Source organism: Kosakonia sp. N21, assembly GCF_050587465.1.
Classification (GTDB): domain Bacteria; phylum Pseudomonadota; class Gammaproteobacteria; order Enterobacterales; family Enterobacteriaceae.
In genome coordinates, this window is the sequence record NZ_JBOBHR010000002.1 from 567,708 (window position 1) to 592,696 (window position 24,989).

Genomic DNA, 24,989 nt, shown 5'->3' on the forward strand with positions numbered 1-24,989 from the left:
CTATGGATCCCTTCGTTGAAACGTTGTTTGCTTTTTTCTGCGATGCTGTGCGCACTCAGCCTGACCACCGCCCGGGCGGCGCAACACTCTCCTGACCCGGTTTTTGCTTCGGATATCGTCGACCGCTACGCCAATCATATTTACTTTGGCAGTGGCGCGACAGGAATGGCGATCGTCGTGATTGACGGTAATCAGCGCGTATTCAGAAGTTATGGCGAAACCCGACCGGGCAATAATGTACGCCCACAACTGGACTCGGTGATTCGTATTGCCTCGCTGTCGAAGCTGATGACCAGCGAGATGCTGGTGAAGCTGCTCGATCAGGGTACCGTGCGTCTGGACGATCCCTTAAGTAAATATGCGCCGCCGGGCGCACGCGTCCCGACGTATCAGGGGACACCCATCACGCTGGTGAATCTCGCCACGCACACCAGCGCCCTGCCCCGCGAACAACCGGGCGGCGCGGCGCACCGCGATGTGTTTGTCTGGCCAACGCGTGAACAGCGCTGGAACTGGCTCTCAACCGCCGCGCTAAAATTTGCGCCCGGCACGCAGGCCGCCTACTCCAACCTGGCGTTCGATCTGCTGGCCGACGCGCTGGCAAAAGCAGCGGGAAAACCGTATCCCCAACTGTTTGAAGATCAGATCACGCGCCCGCTGGGCATGAAAGACACCACCTTTACCCCCTCGCCGGATCAGTGCAAGCGCCTGATGGTGGCCGAGAAAGGCGCCAGCCCCTGTAATAACACGCTGGCGGCAGTCGGCAGCGGCGGCGTTTACTCCACGCCCGGCGACATGATGCGCTGGATGCAACAGTTCCTCTCGTCGGATTTCTACTCCCGCAACAACCAGGCCGACCGTATGCAGACGCTGATTTACCCGCGTAATCAGTTAACGAAAGTGATCGGGATGGACGTCCCCGGTAAAGCGGACGCACTGGGTCTGGGCTGGGTGTATATGGGGCCGAAAGAGGGGCACCCTGGCATCATTCAGAAAACCGGCGGCGGCGGCGGATTTATCACCTATATGGCCATGGTGCCGCAGCACAACGTCGGTGTGTTTGTGGTGATCACCCGCTCGCCGCTGACGCGCTTTACCGCGATGAGCGACGGCGTCAACGACCTGGTTAGCGAGCTGAGCAACAACAAGCCGCAAGTGGTTCCCGCCTCCTGATGCGAAAACCGGGGCAGGCGGCAGTCGCCCTGGCCCCGGTTTTTAACAGCGATTTTGGTAAAACAGCGCCTCCCCTTTTCAGTTACAATGGCGTCATCTGTTCCACAAATATCAGGCATACCATGACCGATTTAATCACTCGCCCTCGCCGCCTGCGCCAGTCCCCTGCGCTGCGCGCTATGTTTGAAGAGACAACACTGAGCAAAAACGACCTGGTGTTGCCGATCTTTGTTGAAGAAGAGCTGGACGACTACAAAGCCATTGAGGCCATGCCAGGCGTCATGCGCATTCCGGAAAAATACCTCGCCCGTGAAATCGAACGCATTGCCAAAGCGGGCATCCGTTCGGTAATGACCTTCGGTATTTCTCATCATACCGACGAGACGGGCAGCGATACCTGGCAGGAAAACGGCCTGGTGGCACGTATGTCGCGCATCTGCAAAGAAACCGTGCCGGAGATGATTGTGATGTCCGACACCTGTTTTTGCGAATACACCTCGCACGGTCACTGCGGTGTACTGTGCGACCACGGCGTGGATAACGATGCCACCCTGCTCAACCTGGGCAAACAAGCCGTGGTTGCCGCCGCCGCTGGCGCAGACTTCATCGCGCCATCCGCCGCCATGGACGGTCAGGTAAAAGCCATTCGCCAGGCGCTGGACGCGGCAGGCTTCACCGACACAGCCATCATGTCTTATTCAACCAAGTTCGCCTCCTCATTCTACGGCCCGTTCCGTGAAGCGGCAGGCACGGCGCTGAAAGGCGATCGCAAAACCTACCAGATGAACCCGATGAACCGCCGCGAAGCAATTCGCGAGTCGCTGATCGACGAAGCCGAAGGCGCAGACTGCCTGATGGTCAAACCGGCGGGCGCGTACCTCGACATTCTGCGTGACGTTCGCGAGCGCACCGGGCTGCCGCTGGGTGCTTATCAGGTGAGCGGCGAGTATGCGATGATCAAATTCGCCGCGCTGGCGGGCGCCATTGACGAAGATAAAGTGGTGCTGGAAAGCCTGGGTGCCATCAAACGCGCGGGCGCGGATCTGATCTTCAGCTACTTCGCGCTCGACCTCGCCGAACGCGGTATCCTCTGAGTTAACCCTGCCTTCCGCCCTCTTCCTGCCGGGAGAGGGCACATGTGACAAAACATGCCATTTTGTATTGTCATATGTTCATTGTAATGAAACGTAAACGTCATCTTCTGCCTTTACTGTCTTCGCAAGACGGGAGGAGAAGCCACCATGTTTAGTCTCGACAATGTACTCGATGACCTCTGGCCACAGGCCAGACCCGCACCCTGGCAAAAGAATCTGCTCAGACGCCTGCTTTATGAACGCGAGTTCCAGCAATTTGCGGAACGCCATCCCCACCTGAAAGGGCTGGATATGGTGGAACAGGTGCTTGAACACCTGCAGATCCGCTGCACCGTTCCCGCTCACGATCTTGAACAGATCCCCGAACACGGCCCCTTAGTGATTATCGCCAACCACCCCACCGGTACGCTCGACGGGCTGGCGCTGATGTATGCCGTTTCCCGTGTTCGTCGCGATGTCAAAGTGGTCACCAACCGTATGCTGACCCACCTGGAGCCGCTCAGTTCACTGTTTATTCCGGTGGATAACATGGGCGGACGCACGCGTAAATCGTCACTGCAACAGATGGAAAACCATCTGCAACGAGGCGGCGTGCTGATTTTCTTCCCGGCGGGAGAAGTCTCACGCGTAACGCGTAAAGGCATCCGCGATAAAAGCTGGCATACCGGCTTCATTAAACTGGCGAATAAATTCCGCGCTCCGCTGCTACCGGCCTGGATCGATGCCCGTAACAGCGCGCTGTTCTACGCAAGCGCAATGGTTTCGGACACGCTACCGCTGTTGCTGCTGATGCAGCAGATGTTTCGCCGCCGCAACAGCAACCTGCCGATCAAAATCGGTCAGCGCATTCCCTGGAATAGCTGGCATACGCCGCAACTCTCCTCGCGGGAACTGGCCGATAAGTGTCGCAAGCATGTCCTGCGTTTGGGCAAGGGATTGCCCGGCCCCTTCAAAACCGAGTGCGCCATTGCGCGCCCGGAAGAGCGGATCACGCTGCGCCGTGAACTCAACAACGCCGAGTGCCTTGGCCACACGGCGGATGGCAAAATTATCTACCTCTGGCAGCGCAAGGGGCAGGAAGATGCGCCGTTGCTGCGTGAGCTGGGACGGTTGCGGGAAATTGCTTTTCGCGCGGTGGGCGAAGGCAGCGGTAAACGTCGCGATACGGATAAATATGACGACGATTACCTGCACCTGATCCTCTGGGATGAGAACGATCTGGAAATCGTCGGCGCGTATCGCTTTATGCCTACCGCACAGCAGGTCGAAGCCCGCGGCATTGAAGGGCTTTATAGCCACAGTCTGTTCCACTATGACGAGCGGATGGCGGACGTGCTGCGGCATGGCATTGAACTGGGGCGCAGTTTTATTCAACCGCGCTACTGGGGACGCCGTGGTCTGGATTATCTGTGGTCGGGAATTGGCGCGTACCTGGCTCGGTATCCGCAATACCGCTACTTGTTTGGCCCGGTATCGATTTCTGGCGGTATGCCGCCGGCGGCAAGGGATCTGCTGGTGGCGTTCTACCGTTTGTGGTTCCCGGCAACCTGGCCACTGGCCGCGTCACGTCGCCCGTGGCCTGCCACCATGCCGGACGTGCTCGCACAGTTTACCGGTGAGGATTACACCGAAGATCTGACGCGTCTGAAGTCGCTGCTGGGCAATCTGGGCTGCGGTATTCCGCCGCTGTATAAACAGTATTCCGAGCTGTGTGAAACGGGAGGCGTGCAGTTTATTGATTTTGGCTGCGATCCGGAATTCAACAACTGTGTCGATGGTCTGGTATTGGTGGATTTAACCTACCTGAAAGCCAACCGCTACGAACGTTATATTGCCGCACATCTGCCCGAGCAGAAAGCCAGCTAGCTACCTGCCCTCTCCCTCTTCCTGCCGGAAGAGGGAATATTACCCATGCACCAGGCGCAGATGCGCCCGTCGACTATTAAGTTGCGGATTATGCGTAAAAATGACATATAAAATAGGACGCCAGGCCATTATTTCCTCCTTCGTTAAACATACCCGAAAATTGCGCTGAATTTTTTGCTACAAACTAAAGTGCCGGACAATTCAGGTCAACCCATTCTCACGGATTACATTTAACATCAGGCTCACGCCTGAATAATATGCGGAACACTTCACAAAAAATTATTAAATCAAACTATAAAATCAACATGTTAAGTTAATGTGAAGCAATTCAATATTTTAAACTACAATAATATAATTAAAGCCTGCAATGAAAATAATAACTTAAGAATATTCGCATTTAATTTGTCTTTATTAGCTACAAAATACCTTCACCTTGTAACAAGTCATTATTTTCCTAACCCAGCGGCAATAAATTTACGCTTAAGCAACATATCCTCTGTTAGCGCAAACTTCACCATCGCAGGGCAGCCCCTGCACCAAAAACACGCCTGCAACCAGGCTAGATCGGCTTACCGTGCGTAACTATATGAATAATAAGGATTCTATTTTCTGGCACTCCCTTTGCAATCGCCATAGCAAGATATTCAATGGCGAGGCAGTACATTATGAGCACACAAACAACACTAAAAAGAACACTGGGCAGCTTCCGGCTGTGGGGGATCGCTGTCGGGCTGGTGATTTCCGGGGAGTACTTTGGCTGGAGCTACGGCTGGTCGCAGGCCGGTACGATGGGTTTCCTGATCGTCGCATTACTGATTGCAGCCATGTATTGCGCATTTATCTTCAGCTTTACCGAACTGACCACCGCGATCCCGCACGCAGGCGGCCCTTTCGCTTATGCCTATCGCGCTTTCGGGCCGACGGGTGGGTTTATTGCGGGATTTGCCACCCTGATTGAGTTCGTCTTTGCCCCACCGGCGATCGCCATGGCGATCGGGGCTTATCTGAATGTGCAGTTCCCGTCGCTCGATCCGAAATGGGTGGCCTGCGGGGCGTACATCATCTTTATGGCGCTGAATATTCTCGGCGTGGGGATCGCCGCCACCTTCGAACTGATTGTCACCCTGCTGGCGATTTTCGAACTGCTGGTGTTTATGGGCGTGGTCGCACCGGGCTTCTCCTGGAGCAACTTCACCGCCAACGGTTGGGCGGGCGCCGACAGCTTCAGCGGACTGGCGCTGCCGGGCATGTTCGCCGCGATCCCATTTGCTATCTGGTTTTTCCTTGCCATTGAAGGCGCGTCTATGGCGGCAGAGGAAGCCAAAGATCCGCAACGCACCATTCCGCGTGCGCTGGGCGGCGGTATTCTGACGCTGACCGTGCTGGCGGTAGGCGTGATGATGTTTGCCGGTGGCGTGGGCGACTGGCGTGCGCTGTCCAATATTAACGATCCGTTGCCGCAGGCGATGAAAGTGGTGGTCGGCAACAGCAGCGGCTGGTTGCACATGCTGGTATGGCTGGGCCTGTTCGGTCTGGTGGCCTCTTTCCACGGCATTATCATGGGCTATTCCCGCCAGATTTACTCGCTGGCGCGCGCGGGCTACCTGCCGGCAAGCCTGGCGAATCTGAACCGCAAAACACGCACCCCGCATCTGGCCATCCTCGCCGGTGGCGTAGTCGGGATTGCGGCGATTTTCTCTGACTCGTTAATCACCATCAGCGGGATGCCGCTGACCGCCTGCATTGTGACGATGTCGGTATTCGGGGCTATCGTTATGTATATCACCTCGATGGCGGCGCTGTTCAAACTACGCCGTAGCGAGCCGGAACTGGCGCGCCCGTTTAAAGCGCCGCTGTTCCCGTATGCGCCCGCATTCGCCTTAGGCATGGCGGTGCTCTGCCTGGTGGCGATGGTCTGGTACAACACCCTGCTGGCGCTGATCTTCGCCATTATGATGCTCGGCGGTTATATGTGGTTCCGTAAAACGGCGCACGCCCGCGAACGCGCCAGCCTGGATCCGCAACTGCGCGCGATTTCCTGAGGAGTATCAATGTATCAAACCACTCTGGCGCACCGTACCTACCGGTTCGCCAGCCTCAAAGAACTGATGGCAAAAGCCTCCCCGGCGCGATCCGGGGATGTGCTGGCCGGGGTGGCGGCGCAGTCGGCGGAAGAGCGAATGGCGGCAAAAATCGCCCTCGCGGATGTGCCGCTGCGCGATATCCTCGCCACCCCGTTAATTCCTTATGAAACGGATGAGGTCACGCGCCTTATTCTCGATACCCACGACAGCGCCGCTTTCGCGCTGATTGCCCACCTGACGGTGGGGGACTTTCGCGACTGGCTGCTGGCGGACAGCACCGACACGGCCATGTTGAGCCATGTTGCCCGCGCGATCACCCCGGAAATGGCCGCCGCCGTTAGTAAACTGATGCGCAACCAGGATTTGATCCTCGCAGCCAGCAAATGCAGCGTGATTACCCGCTTTCGTAATACCATCGGCCTGCCGGGTCATCTCAGCGTGCGCTTGCAGCCCAACCACCCGACCGACGACCTGAAAGGTATTGCCGCCAGCATGCTCGATGGGTTGCTGTACGGCGCGGGGGACGCCGTGGTCGGCATTAACCCCGCCAGCGACAGCCTGCCAGTCCTGGAAAAGCTCAATCATATGATGGCGGACATTATTGACCGCTTCGCCATTCCCACACAGTCGTGCGTACTGACCCATGTCACCAACACCGTGCAGTTGATCGAACGCGGCGCACCGGTGGATCTGGTGTTCCAGTCGGTGGCGGGTAGCGAAGCGGCGAACAGCGGCTTTGGCATCAATCTCGCCCTGTTGCAGGAGGCGCACGAGGCGGCGTTAAGCCTGAAACGCGGCACGCTGGGCAACAACGTCATGTATTTTGAAACCGGCCAGGGCAGTTGCCTTTCCGCCAATGCCCATCACGGTGTCGATCAGCAGACCTGCGAGGCGCGCGCCTACGCCGTCGCCCGGCATTTTAACCCGTTGCTGGTGAACACCGTGGTCGGCTTTATTGGCCCGGAATATCTCTACGACGGCAAACAGATCATCCGCGCCGGACTGGAAGACCACTTCTGCGGCAAACTGATGGGACTGCCGATTGGCTGCGATGTCTGCTATACCAACCATGCCGAAGCGGATCAGGACGACATGGACACCCTGCTGACGCTGCTGTGCACTGCCGGGCTCACCTTCCTGATTGGCGTGCCGGGCGCGGATGACATCATGCTCAATTACCAGAGTACCTCGTTTCACGATGCGCTCTACGCCCGCCGCCTGCTGGGGCTTAAACACGCGCCCGAGTTCGCCGCATGGCTTACCCGCATGCAGATTATCGACACCCACGGGCAGCTACGCCTGACCGGTGCGAACCACCCGCTGCTGGCTGCGTTGCCGCAAGGAGCACCTGTATGAACGGTCCCGATGCCTGGACACTGTTGCGCGAATTCACCGATGCGCGTATCGCACTTGGCCGCAGCGGCGCCAGTTTGCCCACGCGCGAAGTGCTTAACTTCGGTCTGGCCCATGCGCAGGCCCGCGATGCCATTCACCAGCCGTTCGACAGCGAAACGCTGGCGCGCCAGTTACATGAACTGGGGTTGAACACGCAGGAGGCGCACAGCGCCGCGCCGGACAGACACACCTATCTCAACCGTCCGGACCTGGGAAGAATGCTCAGCGACGAGAGCCGCCAGACCCTGGCGGAGCGCCGCCCTCCTGCTCACGATCTGTTGCTGGTCATTGGCGACGGATTATCGTCACATGCGGTGCACCGCCAGTCGGTGGGGCTTATCAGCGCCCTGTTGCCCTATTTGCAGACGCTGGGGATTTCACTTGGCCCAGTGGTGCTGGCGCACCAGTCACGCGTGGCGCTGGGCGATGACATCGGCGAAACGCTGGGCAGTAAAGCGGTCGCGATCCTGATTGGCGAGCGCCCGGGTTTATCCTCACCGGACAGCCTTGGCGTTTACCTGACCTGGAAACCCGAGCGGCAGCGCATTGAGTCCGAGCGCAACTGCATTTCAAACATTCGCCCGGAAGGGCTGGGCTACGACGCCGCCGCCTTTAAACTGGCGTGGTTGCTGGAGCAGGCTTTTTTACGCCGCCTGACCGGCGTACGGCTGAAGGACGAAAGCGACAACCCCGCGCTGCATGGTCGGGTTACGCCACGTCTCCCCGCTCACCACTGACAAACCGGCAAAGCGCTTTTCACGAAGCGCTTTCTGTTTTCCCCCTGCGCACGCGCATCGTTAATAACCTTCTGACCCCCTTAACAGGGTATACCTCCGCACCACTTCGCCTCTTTTTAACCTGGCCCGCCAGCCGTTCCTTTTTATAAACCAGCAGAATGTTACATCGCTAAAAATGGCATCAAAACAGGCTTATTATGATAAATATGATTGCGATCACATTTTAATTTTTAATTAAAATTCAATTAATTAACAACAATAAAATCGAATTTATGACAACCGTCATCATAATGACAAACCCCGCCAATTGATCTTTAATGCACACGTGTGCATTACTAATTGCATTCCTGAGCAACATTCACTGTGTGGTGACGCATGGCAACGTGTTTTAACGATCTTTCACTCAACCAGGATGCAATACGCGAGGTTCTGCAGAACATGGGGTTAATCACCCCGCAGGATCCGTTGCAGGTCACACCGCTCACCGGCGGCGTTTCCTCGACGATTTTAAAAATCAGCACGGGCGAGCGGCAATTTTGCCTGAAACAGGCGCTGCCAACGCTGAAAGTCGCCAAAGCGTGGCATGCGCCGCTGGAGCGGGTTTTCGCTGAAATCGACTGGATGAACACCGTCGCCGACATTGCGCCGCAGGCGGTCGCGCATATTCAGGGGGTGGATCGCAGCGCCCTCTGTTTTGTGATGGATTATCTTCCCGCCGGGCACTATGAAAACTGGAAAAACCGCTTACTGGCAGGCGATATTGACGTCGATTTTGCCGCCCGCATGGGCGATGTGTTGGGCATTATCCACCAGCAAACGGCCAATAATACGGCGCTGGAAAAGCAGTTCGCCTACGACGACAACTTTTTTTCGCTGCGTCTGGATCCCTACCTTGGGGAAACCGCCCGGGCTCATCCACGCCATGCCGATCGTATTCTCGCGATCCTCAATCGCACGCAGACCACTCACCGCGCACTGGTGCATGGCGATATCAGCCCCAAAAACATTCTCTGCGGTCCGGACGGCCCGGTGATCCTGGATGCGGAATGCGCCTGCTACGGCGATCCGGCATTCGATTTAGCCTTCTGCCTCAATCATTTCTTACTGAAAACAGTCATTGCGCCCAACAGCGCACAGCAAACACACCTGCTGGCGGCGTTTGAGGCGTTATACCGCGCTTATCTTCGCCGGGTGGACTGGGAAGCGACCAGCGCCGTGGAAATGCGCGTGGCAACGCTGCTGCCCTGCTTACTGCTCGCCAGGGTCGACGGCAAATCCCCGGTGGAGTACCTCAACGATCAGCATACGGCGTTCGTCCGCCGGGCTGGCTGCACCTTACTGGAACAGGCATTTATTCACCTGCACGCGATCCAGGCATTCTGGAGAAAGGAGATTGGGTTATGAGTCGCATTAAAAACGTACGCGGACGCCGCATCTGGGATTCCCGCGGCTGGCCAACGGTGGAAGTGGAAATCCGCCTTGAAAACGGCATAACCGGCCGTGGTCTGGCCCCGGCTGGCGCGTCCTGTGGGACGCATGAAGCCGTTGAACTGCGCGATGGCGGTACGTCACTGGCGGGCAGAGATGTGCAAAAAGCACTGCGGAATATTCACACCCTGATTGCACCAGCGCTGGCGGGTATCGACATCCACGATCAGCAACAGATCGACCGCATTCTGACAGAGCTGGACGGCAGCGGCACATTTTCACGCTTAGGCGGTAATGCCGCGGTCGCCTGCTCGATGGCGGCAATTAACACCGCCGCCGCTGATGCCGGTCTGCCACTGTGGAAATACCTCGCCGGGGATCAAACGGTGGCGCTGCCGCTGCCGCAGATCCAGATTTTTGGCGGCGGCGCGCATGCCGGTCGCCGCATTGATATTCAGGATCTGATGGTCATAGCCACCGGCGCAGACTCTTTCCAGCAGGCGCTGGTGATGACCGCCGAGGTCTATCACAGCGCCGGGCGCATCATGAAACAGCGCGGGCAATTAAACGGCGTGGCCGATGAAGGCGGCTGGTGGCCGGCGTTTTCCAGCAATGAAGAAGCGCTGGATACGCTGGTGAAAGCCATCGAAGGCGCAGGTTTCGTGCCCGGCGAAGAAGTAGCCATCGCGCTGGATATCGCCGCCTCCGAATTCGGCAAAAACGGGCATTACCGGCTGGCGCTGGAGTCCTCCGACTATGATTCCGACGGCATGTGCGAATTGCTGCTCGGCTGGCTGGAGAGGTATCCGATTGTCTCCATTGAAGATCCGCTGGCAGAAGATGATGAACAGGGGCTGATTGCCTTTACCAAAGCCGCCGGGTCACGGGTGCAAATTGTCGGCGACGACTATTTCGTGACCAATGCGCAACGGGTGAAAACGGCGGCGGAAAAAGGCGCCTGTAATGCGGTGTTATTAAAAGCCAACCAGGCGGGCACCCTCAGTGAGTTACGCCAGGCGTTTAGCGAAGCGAAAAAAGCGGGCTACGGCACGATTGTTTCCGCGCGTTCCGGTGAAACCGAAGATCACCTGATTGTGCACCTGGCGCTGGGTCTGAACGCCGGGCAATTAAAAGTCGGCTCAATGGCCCGTTCCGAACGCACGGCAAAATGGAATGAAGCGATACGACTGGAAGATTCGCATCCGCTGGGATTCTTTGGCGTAAACGCGCTTAACCATCAATAACACGCTGACCTTTTTAATTTTCTGATGATGTGAACAGGCGTTACCTCTTCAGGCCCTACACCCTGCTGAACCGAGTCTTTGCAATGTCTGTTCTGGTTGTATGAGTTTTTCCAAATTGTCCAAATACATTGAAGGAGATTCAAATGACCGAGTACAGCAGCGAGGCATTGCCTGCCGCCAGAAAGAAAATTCAGGTAAAGCCCATCGTCCAGGTGGGCGCAGGCAACGCGCTCGAAATATATGATTTTATGGTGTACGGCTATTATGCCCGTTATATTTCGCAGGCCTATTTCCCGTCCGATAATGAATATGTGTCATTAATGCTCACCTTAATGACCTTTGCATTAGGCTTTTTCGCCCGCCCCTTTGGCGCAATTATCTTAGGCGCATATACCGACCGTCACGGACGCCGCAAAGGGTTAATTATGGCGCTGACGTTAATGTCGATCGGTATTTTGTGTATTGCTCTGACGCCAACCTATTCCGCGATTGGTATTGCCGCGCCCATCATTGTTATTTTTGGCCGTTTGTTACAGGGCTTCTCCGCAGGCGCTGAACTGGGTGGCGTGGTGGTTTATCTGGCGGAGATTTCCCCGCCAAACCGCCGCGCGTTTTACACCTGCTGGCAGGTCGGTTCACAGCAGTTTGCGGTGATGGCCGCCTCGCTGATTGGCCTTGTCATGCTCTACACCCTGGAGACCAAAGATTTGCATGACTGGGGCTGGCGCGTTCCGCTGCTAATCGGCTGTGCGGTGATCCCGCTGATGTTCTGGCTGCGTAGCAATCTGCAAGAAACCGAGGTCTTTGCGAAGAAGAAAACCACGCCGTCCGTCAAAGAGATCTGCACCAGCCTGATCACCGGTTGGCGGGTGATTGTCACCTGCATGGGGATGGTCGCCATGGCTACCGTCACCGCCCAGACCGTGACCACCTATGCGCCGACCTTTATCAAGAGCCTGAATCTCGGCGAACACGTCGGCTTTATCACCCTGTTTTTTGTCGGCTTGTCGATCCTGTTCTGGCTGCCGATTACCGCCATGATCGCCGACCGCGTCAACCGAAGAACCATGCTGATTGTTGTCACGCTGGTCGGGGCCATTTCGGCCTGGCCGCTGCTCTCATGGCTGGCGGCCGATCCGACGGTGTTCAAATTTGTGGTGTTTGAACTGTGGTTCTCTTTTATGTACGCCTGCTATAGCTCGGTACAGGTGGCAGCGATGGTGGAACTGGTTCCGGCCCATGCCCGCACGGCCGGTTACTCCTTCGCCCAGGCGGTGGCGGCAGCGGTGCTCGGCGGACTGACACCGGCAATTTGCACCTGGCTCAACCATACCTTTAACAGTAATGCGATGGTGGGTGTATGGCTGGGCTTTAACGCCGTGCTCAGTTTGATCGCGGTCCTGACGCTCGATCACAAAAAAACCGCCCGCAACCAGACCATGGAATTGCATTAAAAAAGTGCTTACCACCCGGCAGTGCATCGACTAAGTTGATGTACTGCCGAGTAAAAAACCAAATGGGTAATGTATGAAAATTGTTGTGTTAGATGGCGGTGTGCTTAACCCCGGCGATCTGTCTTGGGAGAAGCTGGAACAACTGGGGACCGTTGCCGTTTACGACGACACCCCTGCGGAGCAGGTCGCCGAACGGCTTGGTGATGCCGATGTCGCGATCACCAATAAAGTGGTGCTGAACGATAACGTGTTCCGCCAGTGTCCAAACCTGACGTTTATTGGCGTGACGGCCACCGGCTATAACGTGGTGGATATCGCCGCGGCAAAAGCGCGGGGGATCGTGGTCTCCAACGTTCCCACCTACGGCACCGCCACGGTGGCGCAATTTACCACCGCGTTGATGCTCGAATTGTGCAACCGCGTTGGCGAACACGATGCCGATGTCCACGCGGGCGGCTGGAGCACGCGCAATACATGGTGCTACTGGCTACAACCGATGATCGAAGTGGCCGGGAAAAATGTCGGCATTATTGGTTATGGCCGCATCGGTCAGGCCTTCGGCGCAGTGGCGCAAGCGCTCGGCATGAACGTACTGGCCTGTTCGCAGGGGCAAAAAAACCTGCCGGAAAGCGACAACCTGCGCTATGTCGACCTCGACACCGTGTATGCCGAAGCGGATGTGATCAGCCTGCACTGCCCGCTGACGCCGGAAACTAAAGGCATGATCAATCGCCAGGCGCTGCAAAAGATGAAGAAAACCGCCCTGCTGCTCAACGCCTCGCGCGGCGATCTGGTCAATGAAGCGGATCTTGCCGCCGCACTCAACGCGGGGCGGATTGCCGGGGCGGCGGTCGACGTGCTCTCCCGCGAGCCCGCCCAGCCGGAAAACCCGCTGCTGACGGCAAAAAACTGCCTGATCACCCCGCATATCGCCTGGGCGTCGGTTGAAGCGCGCGGTCGTATCCTGTCGACAACGGTAGAGAACGTCGCCGCGTTTTGTCACGGCAAGGCGCAAAACCGGGTCGATGTTTAATGTTAACCCACACAAGGAGTTGTCCGCGTGGAAAACAGCATCAGAACGGCTGGCGATCTTCTGCGCCAGGCTTATGAAAGCGGCGTCGCGCGTGAACCGATACGCAGTCTCGTCGACGATGAAAACCTCGCCACCGCCTATCAGGTGCAGGACTATAACGATAAACAATGGCAGGCGCAGGGTCGCCGCCGGGTCGGACGGAAGCTGGCGCTGACCAACAAAGCCGTGCAGCAACAGTTCGGCATTTCGCAAGCGTGCCACGGCACTCTCTATGCCGATATGGTGCTGACCGACGGCGCAGAGATCACCCAACGCGCACTGAGCGATCAGCGTGTAGAGACGGAAATCGCCGTGGTGCTGAAAAAAGATCTCACCCACAGCCAGCATACCGTGCTCGACATTATTGATGCCTGCGACTACCTGCTGGCGGCCTTTGAGATCGTCGACAGCCGGATGATCGACTGGAACGTTAACGCCTGCGATTTTGTCGCTGACAACACCTCCGCAAGCCTGGTGGTGCTCGGTACCAAACCGGTGTACCTGAATGCGTGTGATATTACCCGCTGCGTAATGACCACCAAACGCGGCGATGAGGTGGTATCGGAAGGGCTGGCGACCAACTGCCTGGGTCACCCGCTGCATGCCATGGTCTGGCTGGCGGATGAGATGGTGCGCGCGGGTAAACCCCTGCGGGCCGGTGAATTTGTCATTACCGGCGCGATGGGACCGGCGATTTCCGCCAAACCCGGCGATGTTTTCACGGCCGAACTCAGCGGTATTGGCGCGATCTCCGCACGTTTTGCCCGGTAAAGGACAACGCAGGAAACGTCCCCCTCACGTTTAAGGAGCCACGATGGAACTCAAAAAAAACGCGTTCAAACAGGCCATCCGCCAGGGTCAGTTGCAACTGGGACTGTGGACGCAACTGGGCAGCGCGATCACCAGCGAAATCCTTTCCGGCTGCGGTTACGACTTTATCGGACTCGACGCGGAACACGGCCCCAGCGAGTTTATGGAAATCTATGCGCAATTACAGGCGTGTGCTGCCGGAGGGCCTTCGCAGCCCATTGTGCGCATCCCCAACCACGATGCATCACTGATCAAGCGCTACCTGGATGCCGGGGTGAACACGCTGATGGTGCCGCAGGTCGATACCGCCGAACAGGCGCAAGCGCTGGTCTCCGCCGTGCGTTATCCGCCGCATGGCGTGCGCGGGTATTGCGGCGCGCCGCGCGCGTCCGGCTTCGGGCGGATCAAAAATTACGCCACCGCCTGCGATGCGGAGATCTGTCTGATCGTGATGCCGGAAACCCGGCAGGCGCTGGAAAATATTGAAGCGATGGCGGCTATTGAAGGGGTGGACGCCTTCTTTATTGGCCCCGGCGATCTGGCCGCCAGTCTGGGCTATATCGGCCAACCTATGCACCCGGAGGTGATCCGCGTGATTGAAGAGACCGGCAGACGGATACAGGCGGCAGGCAAAGTGGCAGGTATTCTGTGTACCGATGATGCGCAAACCCGCCGCTACATTGATGCGGGCTTTAAAATAGTGGCGATTGGCTCCGATCAGGGGCTGCTGCTAAAAGGCGCGGAAAAGCTGCTGGCGACGTTCAGATAGTTTCCTCGAAGCACTTTATATTGGCGTTTCATTCCGGATGTCAGCCTGGCTTGCATCCGGTTTTTTTACGTTTAACGCCGTGGCGTAAAGGCGCTGGTTGAGCCGCCCGGAACCAGTTGCGGCGTAAAAATGTGGCTCTGCGTGGCGGCATAAAACGCCTCCGGCGTCACCGGCGTTTCCGCGCTCATCCACTGGCGAATGATCGCCACGCAGGCACTGGCAATCTCCGTTTCCGGTAGCGTAATGGTGGTCAGCTTCACGTCCAGCAAGCTCCCCCACGACACATCACCGTACGCCACCAGCGACAGATCGTCAGGAATGCGAATGTTCTGCGCTTTCGCCGCCAGCAGAATGCTCATCGCATAGCGCGGACTGCCGAGCACCAGTGCGCTCGGCGGGTTGGCCGATCCCATAATGCGCGCAAACGCCTCGCCGCCAAACGCCGCCTGTGGCGGCCCCATTGCGATGACATCCTCAAGTGCGGCCTGCTCCTCTGCGCTGAACCCTTGCAGGAACCCCTGCAAACGTTCCGCGCCGGTGCTTAATGCCAGCGATGAGCCAATGTAGCCAATGCGCGAGTGCCCCAACCCGCGCAGATGCTGTACCGCAAGGTGAATGCCATAACGATCGTCAATGGCTATCACCGGTGCGGGTAAACTGTCGTGTCGGCGTAATAGCTGAACGGCATTCGTGCGCAACAGCAGCTCGCGGCTCTCGTCCAGCGGGCTGGCCGTCGGGGCGAAAATAATACCGTCCACCCGCGCCGTCATTAAGCGGCGCAGCACGGTATGCTCCATCTCCGGTTTATCGCCGGTGATCGCCAGCATCATTTGCCAGCCCTGCTCCGCCGCCTGGTGGGCAATGGCATTGGTGATGGTAATAAAAAAGTCGTTTTGGATATCAGGAATGACTAAACCAAATGCGCCGGTACTGGCATTACGCAATGCCCGGGCGGCGCTGTTGGGAATATAGCCATACTCCCTGGCGGCCTGTAATACGCTGTTTTTTGTCGCCTGACTGATCGCAGGATGATCGTTTAACGCACGGGAAACCGTGGTGTGCGATAAGCCCAGAATGGCAGCCAATTTTTTGATTGTCACCGCGTTACCTTCATATCGTCCTTTTGCCTTAAGAATATCAGCCATTGATATGAATCTCGCCCTCTTTATAACCGCAGAGAGCGAGGAAAAAGACGCGGGTGGCAATGTATGTGGCGGGGATTGCTCAGAGCATCTGCAAATAGATCTTCCGCAGCAACAAGGTGACAGGTCCGGGTTTCCCGTCACCGATAGTCTGCCCGTCCACCGCGATCACCGGCCAGACAAAGGTCGTCGCCGAACTGATAAACACCTCACGGGCATTGCGCGCCTCCTCCGGGGTGAACAACCGCTCCTCGATCGTCACGCCGTGCTCCTCCGCCAGCCGCACCAGCGCTTTACGGGTAATCCCGTGCAGAATGCTGTTGCTGAGCGGGCGGGTTACCACGGTGTTGTCCGCCTGCACGATATAGCAGTTACAGGAGCTGCCCTCGGTGATATAGCCATTTTCCACCAGGAAGGCGTCATCCGCGCCTTGCGCTTCGGCAAAGGCTTTCGCCATGCAGGGCGCAAGCAACTGCACGGTTTTAATATCCCGCCGCTGCCAGCGAATATCCGGGCAGGTCACCACGCGAATCCCCTTACTGGCGGCAGGATGATCCACCACCGCACGCGCCTGCGTAAACAGCACCAGCGTGGGGGGCGTGTCAGCAGGCGGATAGTGAAAATCACGATCGCCGCCGTTACCGCGCGTCAGTTGCAGGTAGATGCCCCCTTCCTGTAGCGCATTTTCCACAATCAGCCGCTGGTGAATGTCACGCAGAGCGCGTTCATCCAGTTGCAGCGTTAAACCCAGCTCGGCGCAGGAGCGCACCAGACGCGCATAGTGGCCGTTAAAATCGACCAGCTTCCCGTTAACCACCGCCGTGACTTCATACACCGCGTCGGCAAATAAAAACCCGCGATCGAAAACCGATATTTTCGCCGCCTCTTCCGGCAAAAACTCGCCGTTCACATATACCGTGCGTGACATCACCCTCTCCTTGATTTACGGCGTCAGCCCCACAGGGCTGGCGTCGGGGGAAAAAGTTCGCTGCCTTCATAATGCAGCCCATGTTCGCGGTCTTTCGCCAACAGCAAAGGACCGTCGAGATCGACAACGCTCGCGCCTTGCGCCACCACCACCGCAGGCGCCATCGACAGCGAGGTCGCCACCATACAGCCCACCATCACCTGTAACCCCAGCCGCCCGGCTTCCGCCTTTACGCGCAGCGCTTCGGTTAACCCGCCACTCTTGTCGAGCTTGATGTTGACCATCTCATAGCAGCCAGCAATGCGCGCCAGCGACGCCACATCGTGGCAGGACTCATCGGCGCACAGCGGAACCGGGTGCGGCAGTTGCGCCAGCACCGCATCTTTACCCGCCGGGAGCGGCTGTTCAATCAGCGTGACGCCAAGCTTGCCAAGCGCAGTGGCCTGTTGCAGGTAAAGATGTTCATCCCACCCTTCGTTGGCATCGACAATCAGCCGCGCATGCGGCGCGCCTTCACGTACCGCCGCAACGCGAGCGCCATCCTGATTATCGGCCAGTTTCAGCTTCAGCAGAGGGCGCCAGGCGTTTTCCCGCGCCGCTTGCTGCATCTTTTCGGGCGTATCCAGCGACAGGGTATACGCGGTCTGCAAATGATGCGGCGGCTGGCTGGCAGTGCGTTGCCAGATGGTCTGCCCGGTGAGTTTACACTCCAGATCCCAGAAGGCGCAGTCCAGCGCATTTCGCGCCGCCCCCGCCGGGAGCGCAAGCTGCAACGCGTCGCGGGTCATGCCGTTCGCCAGCGCCGCACGCATCTGCTCAATCTGCGCTATCACGCTCTCGACCGACTCGCCGTAACGGGCATATGGCAGACACTCCCCGCGCCCGGTAACGCCATTAACCGTTAAGGCCACCGCCACCACATCCGCAACGGTGCGACTGCCGCGGGCAATGGTGAACGCCTGGCGCAGCGGCCAGCGTTCATGTGCAACCGAGAGTTCCATTACAGCGCCGCCAGCGCATCAACGATCGCCCCGACGCCCTGGCGGAACGGATCGACCACCGGCAGACCGAGGCGTTGTTGCAGCGCGTCCATTAACGCACAGGCTTGCGCCTCGTCCAGCGCGGCGGTATTGACGGAAACGCCCACAAACCGGGCATGCGGATTGGTCAGCTGCGCCATTTTCAGGCTTAACGCCATGCAATCACTGAGGTCGGGAATCGGGTAATCGACACCGCGCATATGCGTGCGGGTCGGTTCATGGCACAGCACCAGCGCATCCGGCTGCGCACCGTGGATAAGCCCGGTGGTCACTCCCGCGAATGACGGGTGAAACAGTGACCCCTGACCTTCGATGATATCCCAGTGGTCGGCATCGTTATCCGGCGACAGCGTTTCCACTGCGCCAGAGACAAAATCGGAGACCACCGCATCGATGCTGACCCCGCTGCCGCTGATCAGAATGCCGGTCTGCCCGGTAGCGCGAAAGGTCGCTTTACCGCCGCGCGCCAGGATCGCTTTTTCAATGGCCAGCGCGGTATACATCTTGCCGCAGGAGCAGTCCGTTCCCACCGGCAGCAGTCGCTTACCGCTGCGTTTGCGCCCGCTGGCGACCGGATAGTGCTGAGTCGGATGGCGCACATCGAACAGTGAGCGCCCGAGGCGATCGGCCAGTGCTTTTAATTCCGGGACATCGGCCAGCTTATTATGCAGCCCGGCCGCCAGGTCCAGACCGCTTTCCAGCGCCTGGCTGAGAATAGAGACCCAGGCCGGAGAAATAACGCCGCCACGGTTAGCAACGCCCACGACCAGCGTTTTCGCACCGGCTTTTACCGCTGCGTTAATATCCATATCCGGGACATGACAATCTGCATGGCATTCCGCCATCCGGTATTGGCCTACGCAATATTCCGGGTGCCATTGTTTAATCCCATCGGCAACTTTCGCCGCCAGTTGATCGTGCGCATCACCAAGAAAAAGCAGATAGGGCTTTTGAATATTCATTATTTACCGTCCTCAGAATAAGGCTGAACAAAATAATTAACGCAGAAATAACATTTCCGAAAAAACAGGTAATAAACTGACTGCCAATACAAAATAACAAGGGTTTTATTATTGTCAATAGCGGCAATAACAGGCGTTATTTACCATATTAATTGCGATTATCTGGTTTTTTATTCTGTCTATGCGTTTATTAAAATCCGCAAAAAATATTTTCTTTCTTAAATCCACGCATCGCCTTCATAACACCAGATAATTATTTTGATCCCTCTCACAATGATGGTATTCGCGCACCAACAAAGCGCATACGCACTATTTTAGCGCGCCAAAACGGTGCTATTGCGCCCGTTAAATCTATAAGAAGAATGGATGAGAAAAATCTAATTAATGGATGTAAGGTTGATTTCGTTATTGACAGTAAAACCCTTCGTAATTTAGCGCCATAAATCAAAAACATTATGCGTTATTGACTATTTCTCCAGGCGCATCGGTATTCATCAGTGTTACGCAGTAATTGATGGTTAAACATAAACAATCAACTGACGGACGGTGAGGTAACAATGAAGAGTTTTTGTGGGAAAGTCTCTTTAATGGCAGTACTGGTCTCTGGCCTGGTGGGCGCACACAGCGCGCTGGCGGCGGAAGTGAAAATCGGCGTGGTGCTGCCACTTAGCGGTGCACTGAGCGGTTACGGCCAGCCGTCGCAAAAAGGTCTGGAGCTGATCCAGGGCATTACGCCGACGCTGAAAAACGGCGATACCATCAAACTGGTGGTGATCGACGACAAGAGCGACAAGGTGGAAGCCGCTAACGCCATGCAGCGCCTGGTTTCCAGTGATAAAGTCGACGCCGTCATTGGCGAAGTCACCTCCTCCAACACCCTGGCGATGGTCAAAATCGCCGATGACACCAAAACGCCGCTGGTCTCCTCTACCGCCACTAACGACCGCGTCACCCGTAACCACCCGTATGTCAGCCGCGTTTGCTTCTCCGACAGCTTCCAGGGCGTGGTCGGCGCGAACCTTGCGTCCCGCGATCTGAACGCCAAAACGGCCGCCATCGTGTTTGACAGCAGCAACGACTACTCCGTCGGCCTGGCAAAAGCCTTCCGCACGCAGTTCCTGAAAAACGGCGGCACCATTCCAATCGAAGTGCAGGCACCGTCGGGCAGTAAAGACTTCAAAGCGCAGCTCTCCAGTGTGAAAGCCAAAAACGTCGACATGATCTACATGCCTATCTACTACACCGAAGGCGCATTGATTGCCGTTCAGGCCAAACAACTCGGTCTGGATAAACCGGTGGTCGGTGGCGATGGGCTGGCGGCGGATCCGGTGTTCTTTGATGTGGGTAAAGACGCGGTTAACGGCTATATGACCACCGATTACTACTCGCCAAACGCCAAAGAACAGACGCCTTCCGGCGAAGCGTTTATCAAAGCGTGGGAAGCGAAATTTAACTCTCCGACCCACACCTGGGGCGCGATGGCAGCCGATGCCTACAACGTGATCGTCAACGCCATGAACCAGTGTAATGACCCGCGCGACCGCGTGTGCGTTAACGAAAAAATCCGCGCCACCAAAGACTTCCAGGGCGTGACCGGCGTACTGACGCTGAAAGATGGCGATGCGGTGCGCAGCGCGGTGATCAATGAAGTGAAAGATGGCCAGCTCGCCTTTAAGACCGTGGTTAATCCCTAACGCAGTGACAGGCCGTTGTTAACAAGAGGTGCTTCAATGGATGGTGCCATTTTTCTCCAGCAGGTGGTCAACGGCATGAGTCTGGGCGGCATGTACGCACTGATCGCCATTGGCTACACCATGGTTTACGGGGTGCTGCGCCTGATCAACTTCGCCCATGCGGACGTCATGATGGTCGGCGCATTCGCTACCCTGTTTCTGTTCTCGTCAATTGGGCTACCCTTTGGGGTAGCCATTTTGCTGACCCTCGGTTTATGCGGCCTGCTGGGCATGTTTATTGACCGGGTCGCCTACCGCCCTCTGCGCCAGGCGTCGAAAATCTCGATGCTGATCACCGCCATCGGGGTGAGCTTTTTTCTCGAAAACCTGTTCAACGTCCTGTTTGGCGGCAGCTCCCGCTTCTTCTCGGCACCGGACTATTTCAACAGCACCCTGACCTTCGGGCAGATAATCATCACCAACGTGGCGTGGATCGTGCCGTTGATCACCGTCCTGTTGCTGTTGGCGATCCTCTGGCTGCTCTATCGCACCCGCTACGGCATGGCGATCCGCGCGGTGGCGTTTGACGTGAACACCGTGCGGCTGATGGGCATCGACGCCAACCGGATCATTTCGCTGGTCTTTGCATTGGGCAGCAGTCTTGCCGCGCTGGGCGGCGTGTTCTACTCCATCAGTTACCCGACAATTGACCCGTTAATGGGTGTGCTGATTGGCCTGAAAGCCTTTGCGGCTGCGGTGCTTGGCGGGATAGGAAGCGTGACCGGCGCGGTGCTCGGCGGCTTTATTCTTGGCTTTACCGAAGTGGTCGCCGTCGCCCTCTTTCCTGAACTGGGCGGCTATAAAGACGCCTTCGCCTTTATGTTCTTGATTCTGGTCTTGCTGTTCCGCCCGGTTGGCATTATGGGTGATGAACGTCTGGAAAGGAGCCGTTTCTGATGCGCAACCCCACAACGACGCTTGCCGCGCAGGGGCGCAATCTGCTGATTATCCTCATCACCATTGCGCTGCTGGTCGCCATCAATACGCTGTTTAACGATTACATTGTCCGGGTGATCAGCACCGTTTTCGTCTTTATGATCCTCGCGGTCAGCTACAACCTGATCAACGGCGTTACCGGGCAGTTATCGCTGGAGCCAAACGGTTTTGTCGCCGTGGGCGCGTATGTCACCGCGCTGTTTATTCTCTCCAGCGACAGCAAACTGGATATGTTCGAAATGGCGGCTCCCAGTCCCTTTATTATGCTGCTGCACGCCAGCTTCCTGCCGGCGTTGTTGATAAGCGGCCTGTGCGCCGCAGCGCTGGCGGTGTGCCTGGCTTTCCCGGTGTTTCGCGTGCGCGGCGACTATCTGGCGATCGTCACGCTGGGCTTCGGGTTCATCATCAAGATCCTCGCGATTAATAACCCGCAAATTACCAACGGCGCGATTGGGCTCAACGATATTCCGCAGCAGCCGCATTTGCTGTTCTGGTGCGGGCTTATCGCCCTGCTTGCCACCGGGATGATCCTACAACTGGTGTGGTCAAAGTACGGCCGCATGATGAAGGCCATCCGCGATGATGAAGATGCCGCCATTGCGATGGGCATCAATACGTTCCGCATTAAAACCTGCGCCTTTGCCACCAGCGCCTTTTTTGAAGGGATTGGCGGCGGTTTGCTGGCGTCGCTGCTGACCACCATCTCGCCGGGGTTGTTCGACTTTATGCTCACCTTCCAGTTGCTGATCATCATTGTGCTCGGTGGACTGGGCAGCACCACCGGCGCGCTGCTCGGCACCATTGTGGTGGTCGGCAGCGGCGAGTGGCTGCGTTTTCTCGATCAGCCACTGTCGCTGTTTGGTCACGATCTGGGTTCCTATCCTGGGCTGCGCATGGTGGTGTTCTCCCTGCTGCTGCTGCTGATCATGTTGTTCGCCCGCGAAGGGCTGCTCGGCAAGAAAGAGATCTGGCAATTACGCAAAAGGAGCCGCCATGACAGCCAGTAACGTCATTTTGCAAGTGCAGGACATTGTGATGCAGTTTGGCGGGCTGCGGGCCATCGACGAGGTGAGTTTTCACGTCGACGAAGCTGAGATCTTCGGCCTGATTGGCCCGAATGGCGCGGGCAAAACCACCCTGTTTAACGTGATTACCGCCAACTATAAACCCACCAGCGGCAGCGTGACGCTGGCGGGGAAATCCATCAAAGGACTGAAGCCTAACCAGGTGGTGAATGCCGGCATTGCGCGCACCTTTCAGAACATCCGGCTGTTTAATTCCATGACGGTGCTGGAGAACGTGATGGTCGGGCTGGATCACGCCAGCCGCTACTCCCTGCTGGAAGCGGCGCTGCATATTGGCCGCTATTTCCCGGCTGAACGCGCCGCGCGGGCAAAGGCGATGGAACTGCTGGCCTACATCGGTATTGCCGACTATGCCAACGTGCAGGCCACCAACCTGAGCTACGGCAACCAGCGCAAAGTGGAGATCGCCCGCGCACTGGCCACAGCGCCAAAACTGCTGTTGCTGGATGAACCCGCCGCCGGGATGAACCCGAAAGAGACCGAAGATCTGGCCGGGCTGATTTTCCGCATGCGCAAGGATTACCAGTTAAGCGTGTTGTTGATTGAGCATGATATGCCATTCGTTAATGCGCTCTGCGAGCGCGTGATGGTGCTGGAGTACGGCAAGCCGTTGTTCAGCGGTTTGATGGCGGACGCGATCCAACATCCGGAGGTGATCTCCGCCTACCTGGGAGAGGTACGTTATGCTTAGCGCACGCGAGTTAAACGTCTTTTACGGCGTCATTCAGGGGCTAAAAGGGGTGGATATTGACATCCATGACCGGGAGATCGTCACCCTGATCGGCAGCAACGGCGCGGGGAAAACCTCCACGCTGAACGGCATTGTAAATATGGTGCGCTCCACCGGCACGGTGAACTTTCTCAATGAGGATATCTCGCGCAGCCAGACGCACCATATTGTGCGAAAAGGACTGGCGCTGGTGCCGGAAGGCCGAAAAATCTTCACCAACCTGACCATCGAAGAGAACCTGCGGATGGGGGCCTATAACAATCTGGCGAATTTCACCCGCCTGCGGGATCGCATGTTTACCCTCTTCCCGCGCCTGAAAGAGCGGCGTAAACAGATGGCGGGCACCCTGAGCGGCGGTGAACAGCAGATGCTGGCGATAGCCCGCGCGCTGATGAGCGAGCCGGTATTGCTGATGCTCGATGAACCGAGCCTTGGCCTTGCGCCCAAGATTGTCGGCGAGTTGTTTACCACCCTTCGCCAGTTGCGCGACGAGAACATCACGATTCTGCTGGTGGAGCAAAACGCCACGGCGGCACTGACCATTGCCGATCGGGCTTATGTGCTGGAAAACGGCAAAATCGTGCTGAGCGGCGCGGCGCAGGAGGTGTTAGCCAACCCGGATGTGAAAAAGATGTACCTTGGCGGGTAGCGCCCGGATGGAGCCGCAACCCGGCGTTTTTGGCGTTACGGCTTGTTTTTACACGTTATCCGCCGCGGTTTTCTCCAGCAGCCAGTCGCGGAAATCGTAGCAAACCGGCTGCAAAATGGCGGCTTTATCATAGACCAGCGCCATATTGCCGCCCGGCAACCGGGGCGCGTGAAGCAACCGGTGCGACACCCATTCCGCAGCGGCATGCGCCTCATGACACACGGCAAAATCGATCCCTTCACTGCGCAGATCAACGGTGCGGTGGGTGGTGTTAATGATCACTTCCACCCCCGGATGATAGTACTCAAAGCCCCTCAGGCGGGGTAACAGCCACTGGCTGGCGATCTCGGCCGTACAACTGACGGTCACCGTCGTCTGCCAGCCGGAGTCCATCAGCCGCTGCGTCGCCCTGGAGAGTTGATTAAACGCAGGCTGGATCTCGCGCAGATAGATCTGCCCTTCCGTCGTCAGCGTCAGAAAACGCGGGCCGCGCATAAACAGCCGCACATTGACCCAGGCTTCCAGTTTGGCGATTTGCTGACTCACCGCGCTGGCGGTGATGTGTAACTCTTGCGCCGCCTCTTTCATACTCCGGTGTCGTGCTACAGCTTCAAAACAGATCAGCGCCTGCAGGGGCGGTAAGGTCATCGCAGATCTC

Annotated in this window: 22 protein-coding genes; 17 read left to right on the forward strand and 5 right to left on the reverse strand. The window is 57.2% G+C overall.

Translation table 11 applies throughout. The features are described from left to right. Positions 1–15: 15 nt before the first annotated feature. The 12 genes from ampH (at position 16) to ACQ3G7_RS06460 (ending at position 15,126) form a co-directional block, all read left to right on the forward strand. Complete coding sequence (ampH, locus tag ACQ3G7_RS06405; protein ID WP_430889231.1) at positions 16–1,173, forward strand: D-alanyl-D-alanine-carboxypeptidase/endopeptidase AmpH; 1,158 nt, start codon at positions 16–18, stop codon at positions 1,171–1,173. A 122-nt stretch (positions 1,174–1,295) separates the two neighbouring features. Next, on the forward strand, positions 1,296–2,267 hold the full coding sequence (gene hemB, locus ACQ3G7_RS06410) for a porphobilinogen synthase (protein ID WP_263097851.1): 972 nt from the start codon (positions 1,296–1,298) through the stop codon (positions 2,265–2,267). Positions 2,268–2,414: 147 nt separating this feature from the next. After that, complete coding sequence (olsF, locus tag ACQ3G7_RS06415; protein ID WP_430889232.1) at positions 2,415–4,133, forward strand: bifunctional ornithine lipid synthase OlsF; 1,719 nt, start codon at positions 2,415–2,417, stop codon at positions 4,131–4,133. A 665-nt stretch (positions 4,134–4,798) separates the two neighbouring features. Continuing rightward, a complete protein-coding gene (eat, locus tag ACQ3G7_RS06420; protein WP_430889233.1) occupies positions 4,799–6,175 on the forward strand; it encodes an ethanolamine permease in 1,377 nt (458 codons plus the stop codon). A 9-nt stretch (positions 6,176–6,184) separates the two neighbouring features. Further along, positions 6,185–7,573, forward strand: coding sequence for an ethanolamine ammonia-lyase subunit EutB (locus tag ACQ3G7_RS06425; protein ID WP_430889234.1), 1,389 nt, complete (start codon positions 6,185–6,187; stop codon positions 7,571–7,573). Continuing rightward, positions 7,570–8,349: an ethanolamine ammonia-lyase subunit EutC gene (gene eutC, locus ACQ3G7_RS06430; RefSeq protein ID WP_430889235.1), complete on the forward strand. Its 780-nt coding sequence runs from the start codon at positions 7,570–7,572 to the stop codon at positions 8,347–8,349. The genes ACQ3G7_RS06425 and eutC overlap by 4 nt, the downstream gene beginning before the upstream one ends. A gap of 375 nt (positions 8,350–8,724) precedes the next feature. Next, the gene (locus tag ACQ3G7_RS06435; RefSeq protein WP_430889236.1) at positions 8,725–9,753 is read left to right on the forward strand and encodes a phosphotransferase family protein; all 1,029 of its coding nucleotides are present in this window, start codon (positions 8,725–8,727) and stop codon (positions 9,751–9,753) included. Continuing rightward, positions 9,750–11,021: a phosphopyruvate hydratase gene (gene eno, locus ACQ3G7_RS06440; protein WP_430889237.1), complete on the forward strand. Its 1,272-nt coding sequence runs from the start codon at positions 9,750–9,752 to the stop codon at positions 11,019–11,021. Before ACQ3G7_RS06435 ends, eno begins: the two co-directional genes overlap by 4 nt. Positions 11,022–11,164: 143 nt before the next feature. After that, positions 11,165–12,475 carry a tricarballylate/proton symporter TcuC gene (gene tcuC, locus ACQ3G7_RS06445; protein ID WP_263097858.1) on the forward strand — a complete coding sequence of 437 codons (1,311 nt, stop codon included), beginning with the start codon at positions 11,165–11,167 and terminating at the stop codon, positions 12,473–12,475. A gap of 73 nt (positions 12,476–12,548) precedes the next feature. Continuing rightward, a complete protein-coding gene (locus ACQ3G7_RS06450; protein ID WP_430889238.1) occupies positions 12,549–13,508 on the forward strand; it encodes a D-2-hydroxyacid dehydrogenase in 960 nt (319 codons plus the stop codon). A gap of 27 nt (positions 13,509–13,535) precedes the next feature. Then, positions 13,536–14,318 (forward strand): 2-keto-4-pentenoate hydratase, encoded by a 783-nt coding sequence (locus ACQ3G7_RS06455; protein ID WP_430889239.1) that lies wholly within the window; start codon positions 13,536–13,538, stop codon positions 14,316–14,318. A gap of 43 nt (positions 14,319–14,361) precedes the next feature. Beyond that, positions 14,362–15,126 (forward strand): HpcH/HpaI aldolase family protein, encoded by a 765-nt coding sequence (locus ACQ3G7_RS06460; protein WP_430889240.1) that lies wholly within the window; start codon positions 14,362–14,364, stop codon positions 15,124–15,126. A gap of 71 nt (positions 15,127–15,197) precedes the next feature. Here ACQ3G7_RS06460 and ACQ3G7_RS06465 read toward each other — a convergent pair whose 3' ends face one another. The 4 genes from ACQ3G7_RS06465 to dgcN form a co-directional block, all read right to left on the reverse strand. Continuing rightward, positions 15,198–16,226, reverse strand: coding sequence for a LacI family DNA-binding transcriptional regulator (locus ACQ3G7_RS06465; RefSeq protein ID WP_430889241.1), 1,029 nt, complete (start codon positions 16,224–16,226; stop codon positions 15,198–15,200). A gap of 124 nt (positions 16,227–16,350) precedes the next feature. Continuing rightward, positions 16,351–17,196 (reverse strand): D-amino-acid transaminase, encoded by an 846-nt coding sequence (locus ACQ3G7_RS06470; protein WP_430889242.1) that lies wholly within the window; start codon positions 17,194–17,196, stop codon positions 16,351–16,353. 23 nt (positions 17,197–17,219) lie between these two features. Further along, complete coding sequence (dgcA, locus tag ACQ3G7_RS06475; RefSeq protein WP_430889243.1) at positions 17,220–18,197, reverse strand: N-acetyl-D-Glu racemase DgcA; 978 nt, start codon at positions 18,195–18,197, stop codon at positions 17,220–17,222. Then, entirely contained in the window at positions 18,197–19,198 is a 1,002-nt protein-coding gene (gene dgcN, locus ACQ3G7_RS06480) for an N-acetyltransferase DgcN (protein WP_430889244.1), read from the reverse strand. The genes dgcA and dgcN overlap by 1 nt, the downstream gene beginning before the upstream one ends. Before the next feature lie 587 nt (positions 19,199–19,785). On the opposite strand from dgcN, the gene ACQ3G7_RS06485 reads away from it, so the two are divergent. From ACQ3G7_RS06485 to ACQ3G7_RS06505, 5 genes are read left to right on the forward strand one after another with little or no spacing between them, the layout of a single operon-like run. Beyond that, positions 19,786–20,892, forward strand: a complete 1,107-nt coding sequence (locus tag ACQ3G7_RS06485; protein WP_263100961.1) for an ABC transporter substrate-binding protein — start codon at positions 19,786–19,788, stop codon at positions 20,890–20,892. A gap of 36 nt (positions 20,893–20,928) precedes the next feature. Further along, entirely contained in the window at positions 20,929–21,828 is a 900-nt protein-coding gene (locus ACQ3G7_RS06490) for a branched-chain amino acid ABC transporter permease (protein WP_263097866.1), read from the forward strand. Then, positions 21,828–22,874: a branched-chain amino acid ABC transporter permease gene (locus ACQ3G7_RS06495; RefSeq protein WP_263097867.1), complete on the forward strand. Its 1,047-nt coding sequence runs from the start codon at positions 21,828–21,830 to the stop codon at positions 22,872–22,874. The genes ACQ3G7_RS06490 and ACQ3G7_RS06495 overlap by 1 nt, the downstream gene beginning before the upstream one ends. Continuing rightward, the gene (locus ACQ3G7_RS06500; protein WP_430889245.1) at positions 22,861–23,643 is read left to right on the forward strand and encodes an ABC transporter ATP-binding protein; all 783 of its coding nucleotides are present in this window, start codon (positions 22,861–22,863) and stop codon (positions 23,641–23,643) included. The genes ACQ3G7_RS06495 and ACQ3G7_RS06500 overlap by 14 nt, the downstream gene beginning before the upstream one ends. Next, positions 23,636–24,331: an ABC transporter ATP-binding protein gene (locus ACQ3G7_RS06505; RefSeq protein ID WP_263097869.1), complete on the forward strand. Its 696-nt coding sequence runs from the start codon at positions 23,636–23,638 to the stop codon at positions 24,329–24,331. The genes ACQ3G7_RS06500 and ACQ3G7_RS06505 overlap by 8 nt, the downstream gene beginning before the upstream one ends. A 48-nt stretch (positions 24,332–24,379) precedes the next feature. Here the strand turns inward: ACQ3G7_RS06505 and ACQ3G7_RS06510 are convergent, their stop codons facing one another. Continuing rightward, positions 24,380–24,979, reverse strand: a complete 600-nt coding sequence (locus ACQ3G7_RS06510) for a LysR family transcriptional regulator (RefSeq protein WP_411554156.1) — start codon at positions 24,977–24,979, stop codon at positions 24,380–24,382. Between the last annotated feature and the right edge of the window lie 10 nt (positions 24,980–24,989).